23 protein-coding genes and 2 pseudogenes are annotated in these 24,949 nt (G+C 51.4%); 15 read left to right on the plus strand and 10 right to left on the minus strand.

The window, feature by feature from the left end:
* Together ACLD4K_RS08860 and ACLD4K_RS08865 are read right to left on the minus strand one after the other, a co-directional pair.
* Positions 1 to 1,428 (minus strand): non-oxidative hydroxyarylic acid decarboxylases subunit C, encoded by a 1,428-nt coding sequence (locus ACLD4K_RS08860; RefSeq protein ID WP_000863168.1) that lies wholly within the window; start codon positions 1,426 to 1,428, stop codon positions 1 to 3.
* Entirely contained in the window at positions 1,428 to 2,021 is a 594-nt protein-coding gene (locus ACLD4K_RS08865; protein WP_001237180.1) for a non-oxidative hydroxyarylic acid decarboxylases subunit B, read from the minus strand. The genes ACLD4K_RS08860 and ACLD4K_RS08865 overlap by 1 nt, the downstream gene beginning before the upstream one ends.
* A 170-nt stretch (positions 2,022 to 2,191) precedes the next feature.
* Between ACLD4K_RS08865 and ACLD4K_RS08870 the strand changes: the two genes are divergently transcribed.
* Positions 2,192 to 2,596, plus strand: coding sequence for a MarR family winged helix-turn-helix transcriptional regulator (locus tag ACLD4K_RS08870; protein WP_000423338.1), 405 nt, complete (start codon positions 2,192 to 2,194; stop codon positions 2,594 to 2,596).
* An 18-nt stretch (positions 2,597 to 2,614) separates the two neighbouring features.
* On the opposite strand, the gene ygbI is transcribed toward ACLD4K_RS08870, so the two are convergent.
* The gene (gene ygbI / locus ACLD4K_RS08875; RefSeq protein WP_411011713.1) at positions 2,615 to 3,379 is read right to left on the minus strand and encodes a DNA-binding transcriptional repressor YgbI; all 765 of its coding nucleotides are present in this window, start codon (positions 3,377 to 3,379) and stop codon (positions 2,615 to 2,617) included.
* Positions 3,380 to 3,575: 196 nt separating this feature from the next.
* Here ygbI and ltnD point away from each other — a divergent pair, with 196 nt between their 5' ends.
* From ltnD to ACLD4K_RS08905, 6 genes are read left to right on the plus strand one after another with little or no spacing between them, the layout of a single operon-like run.
* The gene (gene ltnD / locus ACLD4K_RS08880) at positions 3,576 to 4,499 is read left to right on the plus strand and encodes an L-threonate dehydrogenase (protein ID WP_094897829.1); all 924 of its coding nucleotides are present in this window, start codon (positions 3,576 to 3,578) and stop codon (positions 4,497 to 4,499) included.
* On the plus strand, positions 4,493 to 5,755 hold the full coding sequence (otnK, locus tag ACLD4K_RS08885) for a 3-oxo-tetronate kinase (protein ID WP_411011714.1): 1,263 nt from the start codon (positions 4,493 to 4,495) through the stop codon (positions 5,753 to 5,755). The genes ltnD and otnK overlap by 7 nt, the downstream gene beginning before the upstream one ends.
* Entirely contained in the window at positions 5,752 to 6,390 is a 639-nt protein-coding gene (locus tag ACLD4K_RS08890) for an aldolase (RefSeq protein WP_392480676.1), read from the plus strand. The genes otnK and ACLD4K_RS08890 overlap by 4 nt, the downstream gene beginning before the upstream one ends.
* 4 nt (positions 6,391 to 6,394) lie before the next feature.
* Entirely contained in the window at positions 6,395 to 7,171 is a 777-nt protein-coding gene (locus ACLD4K_RS08895) for an HPr family phosphocarrier protein (protein ID WP_079944910.1), read from the plus strand.
* 39 nt (positions 7,172 to 7,210) lie between these two features.
* Positions 7,211 to 8,161 (plus strand): D-erythronate dehydrogenase, encoded by a 951-nt coding sequence (gene denD, locus ACLD4K_RS08900; RefSeq protein ID WP_001165727.1) that lies wholly within the window; start codon positions 7,211 to 7,213, stop codon positions 8,159 to 8,161.
* A complete protein-coding gene (locus ACLD4K_RS08905) occupies positions 8,158 to 9,654 on the plus strand; it encodes a GntP family permease (protein WP_000202725.1) in 1,497 nt (498 codons plus the stop codon). The genes denD and ACLD4K_RS08905 overlap by 4 nt, the downstream gene beginning before the upstream one ends.
* 41 nt (positions 9,655 to 9,695) lie before the next feature.
* Here the strand turns inward: ACLD4K_RS08905 and ACLD4K_RS08910 are convergent, their stop codons facing one another.
* Entirely contained in the window at positions 9,696 to 10,628 is a 933-nt protein-coding gene (locus ACLD4K_RS08910) for a LysR substrate-binding domain-containing protein (protein ID WP_411011715.1), read from the minus strand.
* Between the two features lie 87 nt (positions 10,629 to 10,715).
* Here ACLD4K_RS08910 and ACLD4K_RS08915 point away from each other — a divergent pair, with 87 nt between their 5' ends.
* Together ACLD4K_RS08915 and ACLD4K_RS08920 are read left to right on the plus strand one after the other, a co-directional pair.
* On the plus strand, positions 10,716 to 11,924 hold the full coding sequence (locus ACLD4K_RS08915; RefSeq protein WP_000222391.1) for an MFS transporter: 1,209 nt from the start codon (positions 10,716 to 10,718) through the stop codon (positions 11,922 to 11,924).
* Positions 11,921 to 12,301, plus strand: coding sequence for a DUF4440 domain-containing protein (locus tag ACLD4K_RS08920; protein WP_411011716.1), 381 nt, complete (start codon positions 11,921 to 11,923; stop codon positions 12,299 to 12,301). Before ACLD4K_RS08915 ends, ACLD4K_RS08920 begins: the two co-directional genes overlap by 4 nt.
* A gap of 55 nt (positions 12,302 to 12,356) precedes the next feature.
* Here ACLD4K_RS08920 and mutS read toward each other — a convergent pair whose 3' ends face one another.
* Entirely contained in the window at positions 12,357 to 14,924 is a 2,568-nt protein-coding gene (mutS, locus tag ACLD4K_RS08925; RefSeq protein ID WP_023195210.1) for a DNA mismatch repair protein MutS, read from the minus strand.
* Positions 14,925 to 15,082: 158 nt separating this feature from the next.
* Between mutS and ACLD4K_RS08930 the strand changes: the two genes are divergently transcribed.
* Entirely contained in the window at positions 15,083 to 15,604 is a 522-nt protein-coding gene (locus tag ACLD4K_RS08930; RefSeq protein ID WP_411011717.1) for a cytoplasmic protein, read from the plus strand.
* Between the two features lie 171 nt (positions 15,605 to 15,775).
* Here the strand turns inward: ACLD4K_RS08930 and pphB are convergent, their stop codons facing one another.
* On the minus strand, positions 15,776 to 16,432 hold the full coding sequence (gene pphB, locus ACLD4K_RS08935) for a protein-serine/threonine phosphatase (protein WP_411011718.1): 657 nt from the start codon (positions 16,430 to 16,432) through the stop codon (positions 15,776 to 15,778).
* A 226-nt stretch (positions 16,433 to 16,658) separates the two neighbouring features.
* On the opposite strand from pphB, the pseudogene ACLD4K_RS08940 reads away from it, so the two are divergent.
* A pseudogene (locus ACLD4K_RS08940) lies at positions 16,659 to 17,083 on the plus strand (transposase); the annotation flags it as partial.
* 72 nt (positions 17,084 to 17,155) lie between these two features.
* On the opposite strand, the pseudogene ACLD4K_RS08945 reads toward ACLD4K_RS08940, so the two are convergent.
* From ACLD4K_RS08945 to invH, 4 genes and pseudogenes are all read right to left on the minus strand, one after another.
* Positions 17,156 to 17,248 (minus strand): annotated as a pseudogene (locus tag ACLD4K_RS08945) (GNAT family N-acetyltransferase); the annotation flags it as partial.
* A gap of 49 nt (positions 17,249 to 17,297) precedes the next feature.
* Entirely contained in the window at positions 17,298 to 17,645 is a 348-nt protein-coding gene (locus ACLD4K_RS08950) for a DUF1493 family protein (protein ID WP_411011719.1), read from the minus strand.
* Positions 17,630 to 18,079 (minus strand): STM2901 family protein, encoded by a 450-nt coding sequence (locus ACLD4K_RS08955; RefSeq protein WP_000381612.1) that lies wholly within the window; start codon positions 18,077 to 18,079, stop codon positions 17,630 to 17,632. Before ACLD4K_RS08955 ends, ACLD4K_RS08950 begins: the two co-directional genes overlap by 16 nt.
* Positions 18,080 to 18,510: 431 nt before the next feature.
* Entirely contained in the window at positions 18,511 to 18,954 is a 444-nt protein-coding gene (invH, locus tag ACLD4K_RS08960; RefSeq protein WP_411011720.1) for an SPI-1 type III secretion system invasion lipoprotein InvH, read from the minus strand.
* A gap of 456 nt (positions 18,955 to 19,410) precedes the next feature.
* Between invH and invF the strand changes: the two genes are divergently transcribed.
* The 4 genes from invF to invA are packed head-to-tail and all read left to right on the plus strand — an operon-like array spanning position 19,411 to position 24,943.
* Entirely contained in the window at positions 19,411 to 20,061 is a 651-nt protein-coding gene (gene invF / locus ACLD4K_RS08965) for a type III secretion system transcriptional activator InvF (protein ID WP_001747511.1), read from the plus strand.
* Positions 20,058 to 21,746, plus strand: coding sequence for a type III secretion system outer membrane ring protein InvG (invG, locus tag ACLD4K_RS08970; RefSeq protein WP_411011721.1), 1,689 nt, complete (start codon positions 20,058 to 20,060; stop codon positions 21,744 to 21,746). The genes invF and invG overlap by 4 nt, the downstream gene beginning before the upstream one ends.
* A complete protein-coding gene (gene invE, locus ACLD4K_RS08975) occupies positions 21,743 to 22,861 on the plus strand; it encodes a type III secretion system gatekeeper InvE (RefSeq protein WP_000612171.1) in 1,119 nt (372 codons plus the stop codon). Before invG ends, invE begins: the two co-directional genes overlap by 4 nt.
* Positions 22,862 to 22,885: 24 nt before the next feature.
* The gene (gene invA / locus ACLD4K_RS08980; protein WP_000927219.1) at positions 22,886 to 24,943 is read left to right on the plus strand and encodes a type III secretion system export apparatus protein InvA; all 2,058 of its coding nucleotides are present in this window, start codon (positions 22,886 to 22,888) and stop codon (positions 24,941 to 24,943) included.
* Positions 24,944 to 24,949 lie beyond the last annotated feature (6 nt).

A 24,949-nucleotide genomic window follows, 5' to 3' on the forward strand; every position in this document is an offset into this window, starting at 1 on the left:
TTATTTACGGTTGGCCAGCATGGCGGTCAGCTTTTCAGCCCAGGCTTTAGTTTCCGGTAAATCAACAACCGGCTGGCTATAGTGACCACGGTTATCTGGCGCAACCGGCGTGGTGGCGTCAATGATCAGCTTGTCGGTAATCCCCGCCGGGCTTGAGCCTGGGTCCAGCTCCAGGACGGACATATTCGGTAGCTGTACCAGATCGCCTGCCGGATTCACTTTCGACGACAACGCCCACATCACCTGTGGCAGATTGAATGGATCGACATCTTCATCGACCATGATCACCATCTTCACATATCCCAGACCGTGCGGCGTCGTCATCGCTCGCAGGCCCACCGCACGGGCAAAGCCGCCGTAGCGTTTTTTGGTCGAGATGATGGCCAGCAGGCCGTGGGTGTACATGGCGTTTACCGCCTGCACTTCCGGAAATTCGGCTTTCAACTGTTGATACAGTGGTACGCAGGTCGCCGGCCCCATCAGGTAGTCGATTTCCGTCCACGGCATACCTAAATAGAGCGATTCAAAAATGGGTTTGCTGCGGTAAGAGACCTTATCGATACGCACCACGGTCATGTTGCGACCGCCGGAATAGTGGCCGGTAAATTCGCCGAACGGTCCTTCAATTTCACGTTTACGGCTTTCGATGACCCCTTCAAGAATGACTTCAGATCCCCACGGTACATCAAAACCGGTCAGCGGCGCGGTGGCGATAGGATAGGGGCTTTCACGCAGCGCGCCTGCCATTTCATACTCTGACTGATCGTATTTCAGCGGCGTTGCGCCCATCAGGGTAATGATCGGATCGTTACCCAGCGTGATCGCAATCGGCAGATCTTCCCCGCGCTCTTCGGCTTTGTGCAGGTGCAATGCGATATCATGCATCGGCACTGGTTGCAGACCCAGCTTACGCTTGCCTTTAACTTCCATGCGGTAGATGCCGACATTCTGCTTGCCGAAGTTATCGGGATCGAGCGGATCGCGTGATACCACACAGGCTTTATCCAGATAGAATCCGCCGTCGCCGTCGTTCAGACGAAACAGCGGCAGGATATCAAACAGGTTGATTGCGTCGCCGTCGACGGTATTTTCCGCCCAGCCCGGATTCGCCCGTCGTTCCGGCGCTACCGGAAAATTGTCCCAGCGGCGAATAAATTCATCGATCTGTTTTTTAACCGGCGTGTTAGGCGGCAAACCCAGTGAGATGGCATGGTTCTGCCAGGAACCGATGGTATTCATCGCCACGCGGGCGTCGGTAAAACCACGAATATTGTCAAACCACAGCGCGGGCGCGCCATCGCCGATGCGTCCCGTTGCGTTGGCAGCGGCGGCGAGATCCGGCTCCGCATTCACTTCCTCGCTGATTTTCAGCAGTTGTCCCTGCTGATCCAGCGCATGTAAAAAACTGCGCAAATCATCAAATGCCATTATCCATTCTCCTGTGAAAAATTTGCTGCCTGTCGCAGTCCTTGCCAGCGACGCGCGCGCGTATGCTCCAGACCAAACTGATCGAGAACGCGCGCTACGATGTGCTGGATAATATCGTCAACGGTTTGCGGCAGGTTGTAGAACGCGGGCATGGGCGGCACTATCGCCACCCCCATACGAGAAAGCGCTAGCATGTTTTCCAGATGAATCGTGCTGAGCGGCATTTCCCGCGGCACAAGCACCAGCTTGCGACCCTCTTTCAACACGACATCGGCAGCGCGTCCCACCAGCCCCTCGGCATAGCCGGCGCGAACCCCCGCCAGTGTTTTCATACTGCAAGGGATAATAATCATGCCGTCGGTACGAAATGAGCCGGAGGAAATGGTCGCCGCCTGATCGGCCGGGCTATGACAATAATCTGCCAGGGCGGCTACCTCAGCGGGCGTGTAGGGCGTCTCCAGTTCAATAGTGGTTTTCGCCCACTTTGACATTACCAGATGCGTTTCAACATCAGGTATCGCCCGCAATGCCTGGAGTAGCTCGACGCCAAGCGGCGCGCCGGTCGCACCGGTCATCCCCACAATCAATCTCATTTCTTACCTCAAATATCGTTCGTATACGAACATTTTGATCAAAATACGCCCACACGGCCTTTGCGACAAGATCGCTCCCGACGCCTGCGCACGTTTAGCTAAAGCATTCGTCATTAAAAAACCGTGCATAAGTCGTTATGATAGAAAAAGTTAATTTATCCGGAGCGCTCATGGAGTTACGAAACACCGCGTTTCATCTGTTACGCCAACTTTTTCAGCAACATACCGCACGCTGGCAGCATGAACTACCGGAGCTCACCAAACCTCAATATGCGGTGATGCGCGTTATTGCTGAACATCCGGGTATTGAACAGGTCGATCTGACCGAAGCGGCGGTTAGCACTAAAGCGACGCTGGCGGAGATGTTAAGCCGGATGGAAAATCGTGGGCTGGTAAAGCGAGAAAACGATCCGCTGGATAAACGTCGGCGTTTTGTCTATCTCACCGTTCAGGGCCAAACGTTGCTCGCCGCCGCGATACCACTGGGGGATCGCGTTGACGATGAGTTTTTGGGGCGACTGAGCGCTGAAGAACGCGAACAGTTTACGCAACTGGTACGCAAGATGATGACGTAAGCGGCTTGCGCCGCCTCGCTATTTTTTGGCCATCAGCAGTGAGATATCCACTTTAGCCAGCGCCCGAATTGCGCTTTCCGGCAGGCCGTCATCGGTGACGATTTGGTTGAATTCCGCCAGCGGTAACGCCAGCCATGTAGCGACCTGGCCGTATTTGGTCGCGTCGCACACCAGAATTTTTTGGCGGCTGGCGCTGGCGACGGCCCGTTTCACCGTGACTTTATCTTCTGCCGGCGTTGAAATACCGCGCACGTTCCAGGAAGAGGCGGAAATAAAGGCCTGGTCAATCATCAGCCCGCGCAAAAGCGTCGCCGCGGCTTCACCGACGCACGACCGGTTTTCCCGGCATACCGCCCCGCCAGTGTGAATAATTGTGCAATCGCTATTGTCCATCAGGTAATCGGCGATAACGAAATCATTGGTCACCACCGTAAGTTTATTCATCGTAACCAGCTGCCTGGCAATCGCCAGCGTGGTAGTACCTGCATCAAGGTAGATACAGCTTTCTGGCTGTACCAGGCTGGCGGCCAGTTTGCCAATCGCCGCTTTCTGCGGCGTCGCCAGTTCGGTTTTGATCTGATGCGAGGGTTCGTGCGCCACGCGAGTCGATGATTGCACGCCGCCAGAGACCTGGATTACCGCGCCTTGCTGCTCCAGTTTTTGTAAATCACGGCGGATAGTCATGTGGGATACATGCATGCGCTCGGTCAGTTCAGCGATACTGACGATGCCTTTCTCCGCCACCATATCAAGAATGATTTGTCGACGCTCAGTAGGTATCAACGTCTGCTCCTTTCTTTAGTCCTGTCGCGATTTTACGCGATTTCTCGTCACAGCGTGTGAAGTTCTATGAGGATTGCCTTCACAAAAAATAACATATTTTGTTATTTTTTGTGAAACAACTCACCGCAATTGTTTACAAAAACGCCTATATTCACATAACAAAACATAATATCACGTAAATTAACATGGAGTGATAATGACAACAGGAACCGATTTTCATGTCGGCATTGTGGGGCTTGGCTCAATGGGAATGGGCGCTGCGCGTTCATGCCTGCGCGCCGGGCTTTCCACATGGGGGGCCGATCTTAACCCGCAAGCGTGCGCGAATCTTCTCGCTGAAGGGGCTTGTGGGGCTGCCGCCAGCGCCAGGGAGTTCGCCGGCGTCGTGGATGCGTTAGTCATTCTGGTCGTCAATGCCGCCCAGGTCAGACAGGTGTTATTCGGTGAGGATGGCGTCGCCCATCTGATGAAACCCGGAAGCGCGGTGATGGTCTCGTCTACGATCTCAAGCGCCGACGCGCAAGAGATCGCCGCGGCGTTGACGGCATTGAATCTTAACATGCTGGATGCGCCGGTTTCCGGCGGCGCGGTAAAAGCGGCGCAGGGCGAAATGACGGTGATGGCCTCCGGGAGCGAGGCGGCGTTTACCCGTCTGAAGCCTGTGCTGGAGGCCGTTGCCAGCAACGTTTATCGCATCAGCGATACGCCGGGCGCAGGTTCAACCGTCAAAATCATTCATCAACTGCTGGCTGGCGTGCATATTGCGGCGGCGGCCGAAGCGATGGCGCTGGCCGCGCGGGCCGGTATTCCTCTGGACGTGATGTATGACGTCGTGACCCATGCCGCCGGAAACTCCTGGATGTTCGAAAACCGTATGCAGCATGTCGTTGACGGCGACTATACCCCGCGTTCGGCCGTCGACATTTTTGTCAAAGATTTGGGGCTGGTTGCCGACACGGCGAAAGCGCTGCGCTTCCCCTTACCGCTGGCCTCTACGGCGTTAAATATGTTCACCAGCGCCAGTAACGCCGGTTATGGCAAAGAGGATGACAGCGCTGTGATCAAAATTTTCTCAGGGATTACTCTGCCTGGCGTCACGCCTGAGGAGCCGTCATGTTAAAAATTGGCGTCATTGCCGACGATTTTACCGGCGCGACCGACATCGCCAGTTTTCTGGTCGAAAACGGGATGCCGACAGTGCAGATCAATGATGTCCCAACCGGGACGCAACCGGAAGGGTGCGACGCGGTGGTTATCAGCCTGAAAACCCGCTCATGCCCGGCGCAAGAGGCGATAAAACAATCGCTGGCGGCGCTGGTATGGCTGAAAAAACAGGGCTGCCAGCAAGTCTATTTCAAATATTGCTCGACTTTCGATAGTACCGCCGAAGGCAATATCGGCCCGGTCACCGATGCGCTGATGGTGGCGCTGGATACCTCATTTACCGTGATTTCTCCCGCGCTGCCGGTTAACGGACGCACGGTTTATCAGGGCTATCTGTTTGTCATGAACCACTTGCTGGCGGAGTCCGGTATGCGCCACCACCCTATCAATCCGATGACCGACAGCTACCTGCCGCGTCTGATGGAAGCGCAGGCGCAAGGACGCTGCGGCGTTATTCCGGCTCAGACGCTTGATGAAGGCGTTGCCGCGACCCGTGCGGCGCTGTCGCGTTTACAGCAGGAAGGGTATCGCTACGCAGTACTTGACGCGCTCAATGAGCGGCATCTGGAAATCCAGGGCGAGGTTTTGCGTGATGCCCCGTTAGTGACCGGCGGTTCCGGGTTGGCAATGGGGTTGGCGCGTCAGTGGGCGAAGCGCGGCGCGTCTCAGGCCCGTTCCGCAGGCTACCCGCTGAGCGGTCGCGCGGTGGTGCTTTCCGGTTCCTGTTCGCAAATGACGAATCAGCAGGTGGCCTTCTATCGACAACATGCTCCCACACGCGACGTTGACGTGGCGCGCTGCCTGTCATCCGAGACGCGCGGGGCCTACGCTGAAGCGCTGGCGCAGTGGGTGCTCAGTCAGGACAGCGAACTGGCGCCAATGATTAGCGCCACCGCCTCCACGCAGGCGCTGGCCGCCATCCAGCAGCAATATGGCGCTACCGAAGCCAGCCATGCGGTAGAGGCGCTCTTTTCCCTGCTGGCCGCTCGCTTAGCGGAAGGCGGTATCACCCGGTTTATTGTGGCGGGCGGCGAAACCTCGGGCGTGGTGACGCAAAGCCTCGGTATTACCGGTTTTCACATCGGACCGTGCATTTCACCCGGCGTGCCGTGGGTCAACGCGCTCCATGCGCCAGTCTCGCTGGCGCTAAAGTCAGGCAATTTTGGCGATGAATCCTTTTTCATCCGCGCTCAAAGGGAGTTTCAGGTATGACGATACTGGCAAAAGAAGAGCACGCTTTGCGAGAAGAGATGGTCAGGATAGCCGCCTCGTTTTTCCAGCGCGGCTATGCTACCGGCTCGGCAGGCAACCTCTCGCTGTTACTGCCGGACGGCAATATTCTGGCGACGCCCACCGGTTCGTGTCTGGGTAATCTCGACCCGCAGCGGCTATCCAAAGTGGACCCGCAGGGCGAATGGATCAGCGGCGATAAACCGTCTAAAGAGGTGCGTTTTCATCTGGCGTTGTATCGCAATAACCCTTGCTGCAAGGCCGTGGTTCATCTGCACAGCACCTGGTCAACGGCGCTTTCCTGTCTCGAAGGACTGGACCCGCAAAATGTGATTCGCCCGTTTACCCCCTATGTGGTGATGCGGATGGGGGATATTCCGCTGGTTCCCTACTATCGCCCGGGGGATGACCGAATTGCCCGCGATTTGGCTGCGCTGGCGGCCCGGCATCAGGCCTTTTTACTGGCTAATCATGGGCCGGTCGTGTGCGGGGAGAATTTGCAGGAAGCCGCTAATAATACCGAGGAGCTGGAAGAGACGGCAAAGCTGATTTTTATCCTTGGCGAACGCCCGATTCGTTATTTAACCACCGAAGAAATTGCGCAGTTAAGGAGATAACCCGATGCCGCGTTTTGCCGCCAATTTGTCGATGATGTTTACCGAAGTGCCGTTTATCGAGCGTTTTGCCGCCGCTGCCGAAGCCGGTTTTCAGGCCGTTGAGTTTCTGTTCCCCTACGGCTTTGCCGCCAGCGAGATTAAAGCCCAGCTATCGCGTCATGATCTGACGCTGGCGCTGTTTAATACTTCGGCGGGCGATGCCGCGGCGGGCGAGTGGGGACGTGCCGCGCTACCGGGGCGCGAACACGACGCGCGCGCCGATATCGATCTGGCTCTGGAATACGCTCTGGCGCTGGAATGTGAGCAGGTTCACATCATGGCGGGCGTAGTGCCGGATGGCGCTGATGGCGCACGTTATCGCGCCACGTTTATCGATAATTTGCGTTATGCCGCCGACCGGTTTGCCGCCCACGATAAACGTATTTTGATCGAAGCGCTGAGTCCTGGCGTTAAACCCGGCTACCTCTTTTCCAGCCAATATCAGGCGCTGGGCATCGCAGAAGAGGTTGACCGCCCGAATGTGTTCATCCAGCTCGACACTTTCCATGCGCAAAAAGTGGATGGCAATTTGAGTCACCTGATTCGCGAGTACGCGGGCCGCTATGCCCATGTACAAATCGCCTCGCTACCGGACAGACATGAACCGGATGATGGCGAGATCAACTACCCGTGGCTGTTCCGGCTGTTCGATGACGTAGGTTATCGCGGCTGGATAGGCTGCGAATACCAACCACGGAATACCACTCAGGACGGGCTTGGCTGGTTTAACGCCTGGCGCTAACCCTGAACTACCCTACACAACAATAAAGAGGACATCCGGATGCAGATTATCATTACCGGCGGGGGCGGCTTTTTAGGCCAGAAACTCGCAAGCGCCTTATTAAACTCATCGCTGGCGTTTAACGAACTGCTTCTTGTTGATTTAAAAATGCCTGCGCGGTTATCAGACTCCCCTCGTTTACGCTGTCTGGAGGCTGACTTAACCCAGCCGGGCGTGCTGGAGAATGTGATTACCGCTAATACCTCTGTTGTTTATCATCTCGCTGCGATTGTCAGCAGCCATGCGGAAGACGATTTCGATCTGGGATGGAAAGTTAACCTGGATCTTACCCGCCAGTTACTTGAGGCGTGTCGTCGGCAACCGCAGAAAATTCGTTTTGTCTTCTCCAGCTCGCTTGCCGTTTATGGCGGTACGCTGCCGGAATGCGTCACCGATACCACCGCGCTCACGCCGCGCTCGTCTTATGGCGCGCAGAAGGCCGCCTGTGAACTGTTGGTCAACGACTATACCCGCAAAGGCTATGTGGATGGGCTGGCGCTGCGTTTGCCGACGATCTGTGTTCGCCCGGGTAAACCAAACCGCGCCGCTTCTTCTTTTGTCAGCGCGATTATTCGTGAACCGTTGCAGGGCGAGACGACCATCTGCCCGGTGTCGGAAAGTTTGCGGCTGTGGATTTCCAGCCCGGCGACGGTGATCCATAACTTGTCGCTGGCCGCAACGTTACCCGCGCCTGGCGAGGCGAGCAGCATCAACTTACCCGGGATCAGCGTAACCGTGGGCGAGATGCTGGAAACGTTGCGTCAGGCGGGCGGCCAGGCGGCGCGCGATCGGGTTACGCATCAGCGCGACGAAGGCGTCGAGAAAATTGTCGCCTCCTGGCCGGGACGTATCGATAACCAGCGTGCGCTGGCGTTAGGTTTTGTCGCCGATAAACGCTTCGATGACATTATTGAACGCTTTCGACAAGATGATATGGAGGGGAGGTCATGACAAGTTTACCGACCCCAATTATCGGCCTGATCGTTGCCGTTTTCGTTCTGGTATGGCTGGTGTTACGCACCCGTGTTCATGCGCTGATCGCGATGCTGGCGGCGGCCTGTATCGCCGGTCTGTTGGGGGGAATGGGCATTGATAAAACGCTCTCTGTCATCACCAGCGGATTCGGTACGACGCTGGGCAGCATTGGCCTGGTGATTGGTCTCGGCGTAATGATGGGGCGCTTGCTGGAGGTTTCCGGCGCGGCGGAGCGTATCGCCTGGAGCTTTATCAAATGGCTGGGGAAACGCCGTGAAGAGTGGGCGCTGGCGATCACGGGTTATATTGTCAGCATCCCCATTTTCGTCGATTCCGCTTTTGTCATTCTTTATCCGGTGGCGAAAGCGTTGGCGAAAAGCGGTAAACGTTCGCTACTGACGCTGGGCGTCGCGCTGGCGGGCGGGCTGGTGGTCACGCACCATACGGTACCTCCGACGCCCGGTCCGCTGGGGGTAGCCGGAATTTTTAACGTCGACATCGGTGCAATGTTATTAACCGGGATGGCGCTGGCGGTGCCCTGTGTGATCGGCATTGTGTTCTATGCGCAGTGGCTGGATAAACGCTACCCTGATTTCGTGCCGCGCACGCTGAACGCCGATGAAGTCAATGCCGCGCTGGAGCAGTACAATAAAGAGAAAGAGCAAAAGGATCTGCCGAGCCTGACGCTCTCTCTGCTGCCTATTGTGGTGCCGATCGTGCTGATCTTCCTGAAGGCTATCTGTTCCACCCTCGCCACTGTAGAAGGATGGTCCGGCCTGGCGACGCATCCGGTGGTACAGGCAATCAACTTTGTGGGAAGCCCAGTGATCGCGTTGGCCATCAGCGTTCTGCTGGCGGTGTATACGCTGGTGCCGCGCATGGATAAACATACCACCGCAGAGCGTCTGGAAGAGGGCTTGCAAAGCGCCGGGATTATCTTACTGGTCACGGGCGCTGGCGGCGCGTTGGGCGCGATCCTGCGCGACAGCGGCGCGGGGCAACAGCTGGCGGAGCAGGTTGCCAACCTGCCGATCTCGCCGATCCTGATCCCGTTTATCGTGGCGACGCTGGTTCGCCTGATTCAGGGATCGGGGACGGTGGCGATGATCACTGCCGCCTCGATTTCCGCGCCGATCCTGGCGCAGATCCCCGGCATCAATATGTTGCTTGCCGCTCAGGCCGCAACGATGGGGTCGCTGTTCTTCGGCTACTTCAACGATAGCCTGTTCTGGGTGGTTAACCGCATGATGGGCGTCTCTGATGTCAAACAGCAGATGGTGGTTTGGTCTGTACCGACGACCATTGCCTGGGCGATTGGCGGCACCGGCGTGGCGCTGATTAACCTGCTGTTTGGTTCCGGCGGCAGTTGGCTCGATCCGTTACTGCCGATTGTCGTTCTGGCGGCAATTATGCTGTGGGTGCGTTGGCAGGCGCAGGGGATCAAAGACAAGCTGGTAGTTAAGGATTAAGACGGTATTATCCGTCCGGGAGCGCAATGCTCCCGGGCTGGCTACAATGATGGGGCGTGCTCCCCGCAATCCCATTGCGAACGTAAAAAATCAATAAATGCGCGTACTTTTGTCGATACATGGCGGGCGTCCGGATAAACGGCATAAATGCCCTGACGGGGAAAATGATAGTCGGGTAACAGGTGAATTAACGTTCCATCCTCCAGTGCGGTGTTGACTAACCATTGCGGCAGTAATGCGACGCCGCTTCCCGCGAGAGCGAAGGCCATCAGCGAGCGCGCGCTGTCGACAGAAATTTTGCCGGCTTTGCTTATCTCCAGGCGTGAGTGTTGGCCATGATTATTCGTTACTGTCCACCGTAGCGGCGTAGGTAATCGCTCATGAATAATCCATTCCGCCTGGGCCAACGACTCCAGTGACGACACGGGGTGGCGGGCGAGCCACTGCGGCGCGGCGACCGGCAGAATGGTAAAGCGGGATATCAGCGCGGCGCGATAGTGGGAGTCGGCCAGCGAGCCAAGCCGAATCGCCACATCAAAGCGCTCGGCAATTAAATCGGCATGATGTGATGAGGACATATGCCGAATACGGAGATCGGGATGGCGCTGACTAAACTGCGCCAGTACCGGAATGATCACCTGTTCGCCAAACTCGGGCGTAGTGGTAATACGTAACTCGCCGCCCAGCCCACTATGGCTGGCACGCACTTCATCCTGCAAATTTTTCGCTGCGTTGAGTAAATTCACGCCTTTTTGGTAAAAGAGGACGCCGGCGTCTGTGAGCGTCAATCGTCGGGTGGAACGTAGCAGTAACGTTACGCCAAGCTCTTTTTCAAGCTGCCGAATATTAAAGCTCACTACCGCTTTTGTTTGGCCCGATGCGGCCGCCGCCGCCGTGAAGCTGCCGCTATCTACCACGGCGATAAACAGCGACATACGCTGCAAATTGAGCATGGCGAGCTCCTTTACTGTCAAAATTATTTTGACAGTATATCGTTGAAGCGCGGACTTATCTGGCTTTCTCCGGACGGCTACATTAGCGCCTCTGACGGAGGATGCATAATGACGTACCGCAGTAAAGTGGCAGTGGTTTACCTGCTCGGCTTCTTTCTTGATCTGATTAATCTGTTTATTGCCAGCGTGGCTTTTCCTGCGATGTCCGTGGATCTGCATACGTCCATATCGGCGCTGGCATGGGTGAGTAACGGTTATATCGCAGGATTAACGCTGATCGTTCCGTTTAGCGCGTTTCTTTCGCGTTATCTCGGCGCACGACGGCTGATCATATTTTCGCTCATTCTGTTTAGCGTTGCCGCCGCTGCCGCAGGTTTTGCCGATTCCTTACACAGCCTTGTTTTCTGGCGTATTGTGCAGGGGGCGGGCGGTGGCTTATTGATCCCGGTTGGTCAGGCGTTAACCTGGCAACAGTTTGAACCGCATGAACGCGCTGGCGTGTCATCGGTTGTCATGATGGTGGCGCTACTGGCGCCGGCATGTTCGCCTGCGATTGGCGGGTTGCTGGTGGAAACGTGCGGCTGGCGCTGGATATTCTTTGCCACGCTGCCGGTGGCCGTTCTCACTTTATTGCTCGCTTATTGTTGGCTGAACGCCGCGTCGACGACAATGGCGTCAGCAAGATTGCTCCATCTGCCGTTGTTGACGGACAGGCTGCTGCGTTTTGCCATGATCGTCTATCTGTGTGTGCCGGGTATGTTCATTGGTATCAGCGTGGTCGGGATGTTTTATCTACAGAACGTCGCGCAGCTATCGCCTGCGGCGGCGGGGTCGCTGATGATCCCCTGGTCGATCGCTTCATTTGTCGCCATTATGCTTACCGGACGTTACTTCAATCGGCTTGGGCCGCGTCCGCTGATTATCGTCGGCTGTCTTCTTCAGGCCGCAGGGATACTGCTTTTAACTAACGTTACGCCTGCGACATCGCACCGTGTACTGATGATGATATTCGCCTTAATGGGCGCTGGCGGCAGTTTGTGCAGCAGTACCGCGCAGAGTGGCGCTTTCCTGACTATTGCTCGCCGGGACATGCCTGACGCCAGCGCGCTATGGAATCTTAATCGTCAGATCAGCTTTTTCCTTGGCGCGACGCTGTTGACGCTGCTATTAAATGCGCTCCAGCGCGTTATGTCGCTTGAGGTTGCTTATCGCTGGACCTTTATTGCCGCCGCCGGTATCACCCTGCTGCCCCTTATTTACGCTGTCTGTCTAAACAATAGACAGGCGCTTCTGTGCCTGAAAAAGGAAAGATCATGAATCCATATAAAGAAGAAATTATTCACGCCCATGCGGCGATTGAGAACTGGCTTAGTAAGGGGGTGGGTAGCCTGGAGGCGTTGATAGCGCGTTTTGCTGTTGATTTTACGATGATAACGCCAGGCGGTGTTTGTCTGGATTATCCGGCGCTCGGCGCTTTTTTCCAGGCGCAGCGCGGGTGTCGCCCGGGGCTGGTTATCGTGGTTGAGCACATTGACCTTGTGGCGGAGTGGCCGGAAGGCGCCGCGCTGCGTTATCGTGAGCGCCAGCAACTGCCGGGCCAGGCTGAGACGGTACGCTGGTCGACGGTCATTTTAAAAAGCGAAAGAGGACGGATAGTCTGGCGTCATTTACACGAAACAACAGTCACAGCCTGAAAAGCCTGTTCCTGCGCGCAGACCCGATAGCGCGGCGCTATCGGGTCTGACACGTTTACACCAGACTTTTCAGCCGATAGATCCACTCCAGCGCCTGGCGTGGCGTCAGGGAGTCCGGATCGAGATTCTCCAGCGCTTCAACGGCAGGCGATGTCTCCTCCGGGGCGGCAAGCAACGACATTTGCGTGCCGTCCACCTGCGTTGCCGCCGCATTGGGCGAGATGCTTTCCAGCTCGCGGAGTTTTTGGCGCGCGCGTTTGATGACTTCTTTAGGGACGCCCGCAAGCGCCGCGACCGCCAGGCCATAGCTCTTACTTGCCGCGCCGTCCTGCACGCTGTGCATAAACGCGATAGTATCGCCGTGTTCCAGCGCATCCAGGTGGACGTTTGCCACGCCTTCCATTTTCTCCGGTAATTGGGTCAGCTCGAAGTAGTGGGTAGCGAACAGCGTTAACGCTTTAATCTTATTCGCGAGATTCTCCGCGCAGGCCCAGGCCAACGACAGCCCGTCATACGTGGAGGTACCGCGCCCGATTTCATCCATCAATACCAGACTGTTTTCCGTGGCATTATGCAGAATGTTCGCGGTTTCGGTCATCTCCACCATAAAGGTCGAACGCCCGGAGGCCAGGTCGTCCGCTGCGCCGACGCGGGTAAAAATACGGTCGATGGGGCCGATTTCCACGTTTTGCGCCGGAACGTAACTGCCGATATAGGCCAGCAGGGCGATCAATGCCGTTTGCCGCATATAGGTACTTTTACCGCCCATATTGGGGCCGGTAATGATCAACATCCGGCGCTGCGGCGACAGATTGAGCGGGTTAGCGATAAACGGCTCATTCAGTACCTGTTCAACCACCGGGTGGCGACCTTCGGTAATACGGATACCGGGTTTATCGGTAAATGTTGGGCAGGTGTAATTCAGCGTCCAGGCGCGTTCGGCCAGGTTAATCAGCACATCCAGTTCCGCCAGCGCGTTGGCGCTCTGCTGTAAATCGGCCAGATGTGGCAACAGCAGATCAAACAATTCGTCATATAGCTGTTTTTCCAGCGCCAGCGCTTTGCCTTTCGAGGTCAGAACTTTATCTTCGTACTCTTTAAGCTCAGGAATAATGTAGCGTTCGGCATTTTTCAGCGTCTGGCGACGCACATAATTGATGGGCGCCAGATGGCTTTGACCACGGCTAATCTGAATGTAATAACCATGTACCGCGTTATAGCCGACTTTCAGCGTATCCAGCCCGGTACGCTCGCGTTCGCGAATTTCCAGACGATCGAGATAATCGGTGGCGCCGTCCGCCAGCGCGCGCCATTCGTCCAGCTCTTCATGGTAGCCGGGTGCAATAACGCCGCCGTCGCGGACCAGTACCGGCGGCGCGTCAATAATGGCGCGTTCCAGGAGGTCGCGCAGCTCGGCGAAATCGCCCATTTTTTTACGCAACGCCTGTACCGGCGCGCTGTCAACGGTTTCAAGCTGAGCGTGCAATTCCGGCAGTTGCTGGAAGGCGTGACGCATTCGGGCGAGATCGCGCGGACGCGCGGTGCGCAGCGCCAGACGCGCAAGGATGCGCTCCAGATCGCCGACCTGACGCAGCACCGGTTGCAGTTCGCTGACGGTGTCCTGCAAGGCGCCGATGGTCTGCTGGCGTTCACGCAATATGTCGGTATTTCGTACCGGCATATGCAGCCAGCGTTTAAGCATTCGGCTACCCATTGGCGTCACGGTACAGTCAAGCACCGCGGCGAGGGTATTTTCGACACCGCCGGCCAGGTTCTGGGTAATTTCCAGATTGCGGCGGGTCGCGGCATCCATAATGATGCTGTCCTGCTGGCGTTCCATCGTAATGGAACGAATATGCGGCAGGGAGGTGCGCTGGGTATCTTTTACGTACTGTAACAGGCAGCCTGCCGCACATAATCCACGCGAGGCATTTTCGACGCCGAAACCAACCAGATCCCGCGTACCGAATTGCAGATTTAACTGCTGGCGGGCGGTATCAATCTCAAACTCCCACAACGGGCGACGGCGTAGACCCCGACGTCCTTCTATTAACGCCATTTCAGCAAAATCTTCGGCATACAATAGTTCGGCGGGATTGGTGCGCTGCAGCTCTGCGGCCATCGTTTCACGGTCGGCGGGTTCGCTCAGACGAAAGCGCCCGGAGCTGATATCCAGCGTGGCGTAACCGTAGCCTTTACCATCCTGCCAGATAGCCGCCAGCAGGTTATCCTGACGCTCCTGTAGCAGGGCTTCATCACTGATAGTGCCAGGCGTAACGATACGCACGACCTTACGTTCAACGGGACCTTTGCTGGTGGCCGGATCGCCAATCTGTTCGCAAATAGCGACGGATTCGCCCTGATTGACCAGTTTCGCGAGGTAGTTTTCTACGGCGTGGTGCGGGATACCCGCCATAGGGATAGGTTCGCCAGCCGATGCGCCGCGTTTGGTCAGCGAAATATCGAGCAACTGCGACGCACGCTTTGCGTCGTCATAAAACAGCTCGTAAAAGTCTCCCATACGATAAAAGAGCAGGATCTCCGGATGCTGGGCTTTCAGCTTGAGATACTGCTGCATCATCGGGGTGTGGTTGGAGAAGTCCTTATCAAATGACTCATTCATATTGATTTTACTCGTTTTTTTATTCTTTCAAGTGCTCATGTGGCCACGGGTAAAACCCTTATAAACTCACATAAACCCATAAATTTGTAGCTCACCTGTAGCCTAAAATGTGACAGGTTACATTCTCATCATTCCTGGACTACAACAGGGGTGATACTTTGAAAACAACTCTCAGCCAGCCTTTCATTATCAACAAGTTAAGTATCAATGTTAAGCCTGCACTCAGTCGCTCTGGAAAAATCGTTTTCGAAGCTAACCCAGCTCAAAAACTCTACATTGTTTTCGATGACCACAGAGAAGCTCCTGCTGGTTTCGGGGTAAAAGCCAGTTTGACGAAAAAAATCTACGTAATCCAGCGAAGAGTAGCCTCGTCAGATCGTAATGTCAGTGAGGGTAGGAAGCCAAGTTCTGTCTTGAAAGTAAAAGTTGGAAATGTGTTCGATTTTCCAAATATTGACGAAACAAGGCAAGTAGCCAGGCAATTAGTTCAGACCATGCTCGCAACAAAGAGAAATCCCAACAAAATTAAGAGGGAAACGGATGCTTCCAAACTCGAGACTGTAATCAAGATTGTGTTGCATGAAGGCAAGCCGATCCATTTCGCCACCACGGTTATTGCGCTTTCTTCCGATAGGTATCTTGAGATGTGCGATCTTTACTCGTCTCAGGCGATCGGGTAACTACCTGCGTCTGATTACGGCTTCGTTTTTTTGGCCTGCGATCTTAATGCTGAAATGGGCAGAAAAACGCGAAATTTAGACGCTATTACGAATGGGCAATGGTACTTATTGAAGGCTATGTCATTGCCCATAATGCAGGGAGGGTTAATATTATATAATTCTATTTCCAGATTACTTTATTTTAAAAAAAGACAGATTGCCTGAACAGAAAGAACCGGTGTCAATGTAGATTTGATTGGCGAATGTTGTTGTGTAGTCAACAATCATATGGCCGAAGATAAAAGTATCCGCACCGCGTATTGGATGGATATTCCCCTGTAACGAACCAAGCAGACGATCGCGTGACCATAGAACGCTATCAATATCAACTTGCTTCCCATAATCGTAGCTGTCATCTGGATAATCGGCATGGGCAATCACGTACTTCTTTGAGGACGTTTCAACCTCTATGATGTGAGGACGCTGCTTAAAAGTTAGTAATAGTTCAGTGGCTTCTTGCCTGTCTTTTTCGGTGACCGAGTCGTACCAGTAACCACCGTTTACATACCAGAAATTGCCATCCTGTGTTTCAAAAGCGTCAAGCGCCATAGCTTCATGATTACCCACTACAGAAATAAACCATGAGGTATTTAACAGTCTCAGTGTTTCAAGGTTTTCTTTTCCTCGATCAATGTTATCTCCAGTGGAGATCAAGAGATCGGTATCAGGAGAGAAATTTAATTGAGCCAGTCTGGTTAACAATAAGGAGTAACATCCATGAATATCACCAACGGCCCAAATGTGGCGATAGAGATCGCTGTTGATGTCAGCATAACGGATTAATTCCATGATGTTCCTATAGCACAATTTTGGAGGCTGGTATTATAACAAAGAAATAGGGCAATATTAAATTTTATTGTTTAAAATACACAGTTATTAAAATAGCCTACAAGCTAGAAATGAACAGAGAATATATATTTTATGAATCGGTTAATTAAAGTAGACGATGTGCTTGAAAGATGCACGATTTCTCGCGCAACACTTTCCTGATTAATTGCAAAGGCATACTTTCCCACTCAGCGGCACGACGGATACGCAGGCACTGCCGGGGCTGATTAGCCAGACTCACCGTAAAATCAGGGAAGCCTCGGCTGACGGCGCTTATGACACGCGCTATTGCCATGATGTGTTATTGAGGAAAAAAATCAGGCCGCTAATCCCACCACGAAGCGGTGCGCGATACTGGCCGGGCAAGTACCATGAGCGTAACCACGCGGTGGCGAATCAACATCGGAGCGGCAGCAATGAGGTCTGGAAAAGAAAGTGGGCTATCACCGTCGTTCAGTAGTGGAAACAGCGATGTTCCGTATTAAAACCTTGCTGGGCGGCTATCTGAGTCTGCGGAACTATGACGCGCAGGTGGGTGAAGCGATGGCGATGCTCAAGGCGCTGAACTGGATGACGTTGTTGGCAATGCCGACCAGCGTCAGGCTCGTATAACGAGTGCTCCGGTGGGAGTCCTGTATCCTTATCGTTGGCCGATTCTGAATTATTCAACAAAGCCTCATGTTGTCATAACCTACCAGATGCAGATAAAGTAGCATAAAGCGTTTTAAACGACAGCAACAAGGAAAGGGGTTGATCGTTTAATGATACTGCGCCAAATAACAAAATTCATAGTAATTAACTCCTGATTAATTCGACATATTTTTCATTAATCATAAAGCCATTTCCCAGCTTTCGCTGACTCAGAAAACATTCTGATTGTTAAAGGTGTACGAGTTCGTTCTACATCTTCCCGTTTTAATTTAAACCATCGTGTAAGCAGTGGAGTATTCTCCCAAGGAAAATAACACGACCATTTAACTTGTGATAAATCTACATTAAATTTTTTTTCAAATTTATCCAAAGCTTCATGCAGGTCATCGCCTGGAGCTTCAAATAAATCAGAATCAAGTTCTAAAGGGATTTCTTTCAAATTGCTGTCTAAATATCCGGGAATCTCTTCACGGAAGAGTGCTAACACCTCTTGCTGAATTGTGTCCATCAAAAGGATGTCCATTGTATACGATCTTTAGGGCGTGCTATTAGGTTGTATTTTGCCTGAGTTCTCCTTGATACCTGGTAAATTGAATTCACAAGACCAACCCAACCTAACCATGGAACATATCGTGCTATGACTGCGGCAAGATTATTTGTTTTTCGCATTCTTATACCAACGGGTGTAGGAACTCTAATACCAAAAGGAGTTCGTGCATTTCGTAAAAGCATTCTCCCATACCTGGAGATAACACTTGTCCCTTTGATTGCCTCTCCCGGTTTCGTTCTGGTTTTTAACCACGGTTGCCCGGCGAGGATAGCAGCACCTGACTCAATGCCAATCCCAAGTTCATCACAAAATTGCTCAAGGAAAATTACATCAAATAGTTCACCTGCTGACAGGTTCGATTGTCCGTGGTAGAAGTAGGTTCCGTTTAGTTCTTCTGTCGTATCCATTCAATCACCTTATAGACTGTCTGCCATTCATTCCAGACATCGGGACATTTCTGCCGCTATACTAGCCTGGTCGTCAATACGTTGTCACGGGTAAAAAGAACGTTATCCGCGAAAAGTGGATGGGGTATCGCAAGAATGCGAACAGGTGGGGAAAGAGGGGGATGTCAGTTTATCGCGATATACGAGACGATAGATTGTCAGTATAAGTTTCGGCTATTTTCCCGAGTCTGGGAGGCCGTTCTTTATCGCAAATAAAAAAAGCAGCAGCGAGGTGCTGCTGTATCAAAAAGCAGATTGATAAATGCAACGTAAGAGACAAATGGCCAACCGTAAAAGTGACCATAGCTATAATAATTATATTGATATTAAGTGGCAATGCAAAATATGGTCTTAATTATATCATGATGAGTTCAGCCAATGGTGATATGGCCTTATAAGGCTTGCAGTCTTTCATGGGCAGCAAGTAACGTCTGATATATGCTTAAATTCTTACTTCCGGATTCAAGTAAAACTTTTTTAAATTCGGTCATGAGTTGCTCTTCATCTTCTTTCGAACGCATGTATTGTGGATGTTCCTGGAAGAAGGTGAGCGCCTGTTCTTTGGTTTGTTTATATTTTTCACAGAAAATGCTTGAGCTGATTGCGCTATTTTTTGATGCGGAATTATCAGCGTTCTGGTTTGATAATGATTTATTCTTCGCAAGGTCTGACGGCACATACGGAAGAGACTGACATTCATCAAAACTATTTGCGTTGGCCAGTTGCTCTTTCTGAGCGCCAGGTTGCTGCACCGGTTTGCTCACGGAGGAAGGGAGGGGCACCTGGGCACAGCCAATCAGTAAAAAGACAGGAAGGCAGCTATAAAATTTTTTCATATTAACTCCAACTACAGAAGAATGAGGCACAATGTTTTTACACAACCGTCAGAATGTTATCTGACAATAGTTATAAGGGGGCGAATGCATTTCAGGAATGCTAGCAAAAAAAACTCCTGATATAAATAATTAATTCTCCATCCCGATGACAATATTTGAATTTTTGCTGCTGCAGAATAATAAGCCAGAATTTATACACTATGAGCTGATTTTCTATTTTAAATCAGCGAGTGCTGTGCAAGTGGGCCAATTTAATTAGCGGATGGCATCAGTTTCATAATGATTGCATCAGGATTTTGCCACCCGCTCCCGGTATTGTTTACATATTAAAATGATTTTTAACTGGTGCTGACAACTATGCTAAATACGCAGGAAGTACTTAAAGAAGGAGAGAAGCGGAAAATCCGCAGCCCGGAAGCATGGTTTATACAGACGTGTTCCGCGCAAAAGCTGCATATGTCATTTTCTGAAGGCCGACACAATGAAAACTGCCTGATTCAGGAAGGCGCGCTGCTTTTTTGCGAGCAGGCTGTTGTCGCACCAGTATCAGGAGACGTGGTTTTTCGACCGTTAAAAATTGAAGTACTCAGCAAATTACTGGCATTTATCGATGGCGCAGGATTAGTGGACACGACATATGCTGAATCCGATAAATGGGTTTTGCTGAGTCCTGAGTTTCGCGCTATTTGGCAAGATCGTAAACGCTGCGAGTACTGGTTTTTGCAGCAAATTATTACGCCTTCTCCGGCCTTCAATAAGGTACTGGCGCTGTTACGAAAAAGCGAGAGTTACTGGTTGGTTGGCTATTTACTCGCTCAGTCAACCAGCGGCAACACGATGAGAATGCTGGGAGAAGACTATGGTGTTTCTTATACCCATTTTCGTCGTTTGTGCAGCAGAGCGCTGGGCGGAAAAGCGAAGAGTGAATTACGAAACTGGCGTATGGCGCAATCGCTGCTGAATAGTGTAGAAGGCCATGAGAATATTACCCAATTAGCCGTTAATCATGGTTACTCATCGCCTTCACATTTTTCTAGTGAGATCAAAGAGCTGATCGGTGTTTCGCCGCGGAAATTATCAAATATTATTCAATTGGCAGACAAATGAAGACACATATTCTTTTGGCCAGAGTGCTGGCATGTGCCGCGCTTGTTCTGGTTGCACCTGGTTATTCTAGTGAAAAAATACCTGTAACGGGAAGTGGGTTTGTTGCGAAAGACGATAGCTTGCGGACATTTTTCGATGCCATGGCGCTACAGCTAAAGGAGCCTGTCATTGTTAGCAAAATGGCGGCACGAAAAAAAATTACGGGCAACTTTGAGTTTAACGATCCTAACGTATTACTGGAGAAGCTTTCCCTACAACTGGGGCTGATTTGGTATTTCGATGGGCAGGCTATTTATATTTATGATGCCAGTGAAATGCGTAATGCCGTCGTTTCTTTACGCAGCGTCTCACTCAATGAGTTCAACAATTTTCTAAAACGCTCAGGTTTATATAACAAAAATTACCCGCTACGTGGCGATAACCGTAAAGGAACATTCTATGTTTCAGGGCCGCCCGTCTATGTTGATATGGTGGTCAACGCCGCCACCATGATGGACAAGCAAAACGATGGTATTGAGCTGGGACGCCAGAAAATAGGGGTGATGCGTCTGAACAATACCTTCGTGGGCGATCGTACCTACAATTTGCGCGATCAGAAAATGGTTATCCCCGGTATTGCCACGGCCATTGAAAGGTTATTGCAGGGAGAAGAGCAACCCTTAGGTAATATTGTCAGTAGCGAACCTCCGGCGATGCCAGCGTTTTCAGCGAATGGAGAAAAAGGTAAAGCAGCAAATTATGCCGGTGGCATGAGTCTACAGGAAGCTTTAAAGCAAAATGCCGCGGCGGGCAATATTAAAATCGTGGCCTATCCGGATACCAACAGCTTGTTAGTAAAGGGAACGGCTGAGCAGGTACATTTTATCGAAATGCTGGTTAAAGCGCTGGATGTCGCCAAACGTCACGTAGAATTATCCCTGTGGATTGTCGATCTTAATAAAAGCGATCTGGAGCGTTTGGGCACTTCATGGAGCGGCAGCATAACTATTGGGGACAAACTTGGTGTGTCATTAAACCAGTCTTCAATAAGTACCCTCGATGGCAGTCGATTCATCGCCGCGGTCAATGCGTTAGAAGAGAAGAAACAGGCGACGGTGGTTTCGCGCCCGGTATTACTGACTCAGGAAAATGTTCCCGCTATTTTTGATAACAACAGAACGTTTTACACCAAGCTGATTGGGGAACGTAATGTGGCGCTTGAGCATGTAACATACGGAACAATGATCCGAGTGCTGCCCCGTTTTTCCGCAGATGGTCAGATAGAAATGTCGCTGGACATTGAAGATGGTAACGATAAGACGCCGCAAACCGATACTACCACCTCCGTAGATGCGTTACCCGAAGTCGGGCGAACGTTAATTAGCACTATTGCGAGAGTTCCGCATGGAAAAAGTTTGCTGGTCGGGGGTTATACACGGGATGCAAATACCGATACTGTCCAAAGTATTCCGTTTTTAGGCAAAATACCGCTTATTGGTAGCCTGTTCCGTTATTCCAGTAAGAATAAAAGTAATGTTGTTCGTGTATTCATGATTGAACCAAAAGAAATTGTCGACCCGTTAACGCCGGATGCCAGCGAATCGATAAATAATATTCTGAAGCAAAGCGGTGCCTGGAGTGGGGACGATAAGTTACAGAAATGGGTTCGTGTTTATCTGGATAGAGGTCAGGAGGCAATTAAATGATTCCTGGCTCAACCTCCGGTATTTCATTTTCCAGAATATTGTCCCGGCAGACATCTCATCAGGATGCGACCCAGCATACTGATGCGCAACAGGCGGAAATACAACAGGCCGCAGAGGATTCGTCTCCAGGGGCGGAAGTACAAAAATTTGTCCAGTCGACGGATGAAATGTCAGCGGCGCTGGCGCAATTTCGTAACCGTCGCGATTATGAAAAAAAATCCAGTAATTTATCTAACAGTTTTGAACGCGTGCTGGAGGATGAGGCTTTACCGAAGGCGAAGCAAATATTAAAGCTAATTAGCGTACATGGCGGCGCGTTAGAAGATTTTTTACGTCAGGCGCGTAGCTTATTTCCTGACCCCAGTGATTTAGTCCTTGTGTTACGCGAATTACTTCGTCGTAAAGATCTGGAAGAGATCGTGCGGAAAAAGCTGGAGTCGTTACTTAAGCACGTTGAAGAGCAAACCGATCCGAAGACCCTCAAGGCAGGGATTAATTGTGCGTTGAAGGCCCGGCTTTTTGGGAAAACATTATCGTTAAAACCTGGCTTATTGCGCGCCAGCTATCGGCAATTTATCCAGAGTGAATCACATGAAGTGGAGATTTACTCTGACTGGATAGCCAGTTATGGCTATCAACGTCGACTGGTGGTACTGGATTTTATTGAGGGTTCGCTATTAACCGATATTGACGCGAATGACGCCAGCTGTTCGCGCCTGGAGTTTGGCCAGCTTTTACGACGTCTGACGCAACTTAAAATGTTGCGCTCCGCCGACCTACTGTTTGTGAGTACACTGTTGTCGTATTCGTTTACCAAAGCGTTTAATGCGGAGGAGTCGTCGTGGCTACTACTGATGCTTTCGCTATTGCAACAGCCACATGAAGTGGATTCGCTGTTAGCCGATATTATAGGTTTGAATGCGTTATTGCTTAGTCATAAAGAACATGCATCCTTTTTGCAGATATTTTATCAAGTATGTAAAGCCATACCCTCTTCACTCTTTTATGAAGAATATTGGCAGGAAGAATTGTTAATGGCGTTACGTAGTATGACCGATATTGCCTACAAGCATGAAATGGCAGAACAGCGTCGTACTATTGAAAAGCTGTCTTAATTTAATATTAACAGGATACCTATAGTGCTGCTTTCTCTACTTAACAGTGCTCGTTTACGACCTGAATTACTGATTCTGGTACTAATGGTGATGATCATTTCTATGTTCGTCATTCCATTACCTACCTATCTGGTTGATTTCCTGATCGCACTGAATATCGTACTGGCGATATTGGTGTTTATGGGGTCGTTCTACATTGACAGAATCCTCAGTTTTTCAACGTTTCCTGCGGTACTGTTAATTACCACGCTTTTTCGTCTGGCATTATCGATCAGTACCAGCCGTCTTATCTTGATTGAAGCCGATGCCGGTGAAATTATCGCCACGTTCGGGCAATTCGTTATTGGCGATAGCCTGGCGGTGGGTTTTGTTGTCTTCTCTATTGTCACCGTGGTTCAGTTTATCGTTATTACCAAAGGTTCAGAACGCGTCGCGGAAGTCGCGGCCCGATTTTCTCTGGATGGTATGCCCGGTAAACAGATGAGTATTGATGCCGATTTGAAGGCCGGTATTATTGATGCGGATGCCGCGCGCGAACGGCGAAGCGTACTGGAAAGGGAAAGCCAGCTTTACGGTTCCTTTGACGGTGCGATGAAGTTTATCAAAGGTGACGCTATTGCCGGCATCATTATCATCTTTGTGAACTTTATTGGCGGTATTTCGGTGGGGATGACCCGCCATGGTATGGATTTGTCCTCCGCTCTGTCTACTTATACCATGCTGACCATTGGTGATGGTCTTGTCGCCCAGATCCCCGCATTGTTGATTGCGATTAGTGCCGGTTTTATCGTGACTCGCGTAAATGGCGATAGCGATAATATGGGGCGGAATATCATGACGCAGCTGTTGAACAACCCATTTGTATTGGTTGTTACGGCTATTTTGACCATTTCAATGGGAACTCTGCCGGGATTCCCGCTGCCGGTATTTGTTATTTTATCGGTGGTTTTAAGCGTACTCTTCTATTTTAAATTCCGTGAAGCAAAACGTAGCGCCGCCAAACCTAAAACCAGCAAAGGCGAGCAGCCGCTCAGTATTGAGGAAAAAGAAGGGTCGTCGTTGGGACTGATTGGCGATCTCGATAAAGTCTCTACAGAGACCGTACCGTTGATATTACTTGTGCCGAAGAGCCGACGTGAAGATCTGGAAAAAGCTCAACTTGCGGAGCGTCTACGTAGTCAGTTCTTTATTGATTATGGCGTGCGCCTGCCGGAAGTATTGTTACGCGATGGTGAGGGCCTGGACGATAACAGCATCGTATTGTTGATTAATGAGATCCGTGTTGAACAATTTACGGTCTATTTTGATTTGATGCGAGTGGTAAATTATTCCGATGAAGTCGTGTCCTTTGGTATTAATCCAACAATCCATCAGCAAGGTAGCAGTCAGTATTTCTGGGTAACGCATGAAGAGGGGGAGAAACTCCGGGAGCTTGGCTATGTGTTGCGGAACGCGCTTGATGAGCTTTACCACTGTCTGGCGGTGACGCTGGCGCGCAACGTCAATGAATATTTCGGTATTCAGGAAACAAAACATATGCTGGACCAACTGGAAGCGAAATTTCCTGATTTACTTAAAGAAGTGCTCAGACATGCCACGGTACAACGTATATCTGAAGTTTTGCAGCGTTTGTTAAGCGAACGTGTTTCCGTGCGTAATATGAAATTAATTATGGAAGCGCTCGCATTGTGGGCGCCAAGAGAAAAAGATGTCATTAACCTTGTGGAGCATATTCGTGGAGCAATGGCGCGTTATATTTGCCATAAATTCGCCAATGGCGGCGAATTACGAGCAGTAATGGTATCTGCTGAAGTTGAGGATGTTATTCGCAAAGGGATCCGTCAGACCTCTGGCAGTACCTTCCTCAGCCTTGACCCAGAAGCCTCCGCTAATTTGATGGATCTCATTACACTTAAGTTGGATGATTTATTGATTGCACATAAAGATCTTGTCCTCCTTACGTCTGTCGATGTCCGTCGATTTATTAAGAAAATGATTGAAGGTCGTTTTCCGGATCTGGAGGTTTTATCTTTCGGTGAGATAGCAGATAGCAAGTCAGTGAATGTTATAAAAACAATATAAGGGCTT

The sequence above is a fragment of the Salmonella sp. 741265055_HSA genome, from assembly GCF_046569525.1.
Classification (GTDB): domain Bacteria; phylum Pseudomonadota; class Gammaproteobacteria; order Enterobacterales; family Enterobacteriaceae; genus Salmonella; species Salmonella enterica.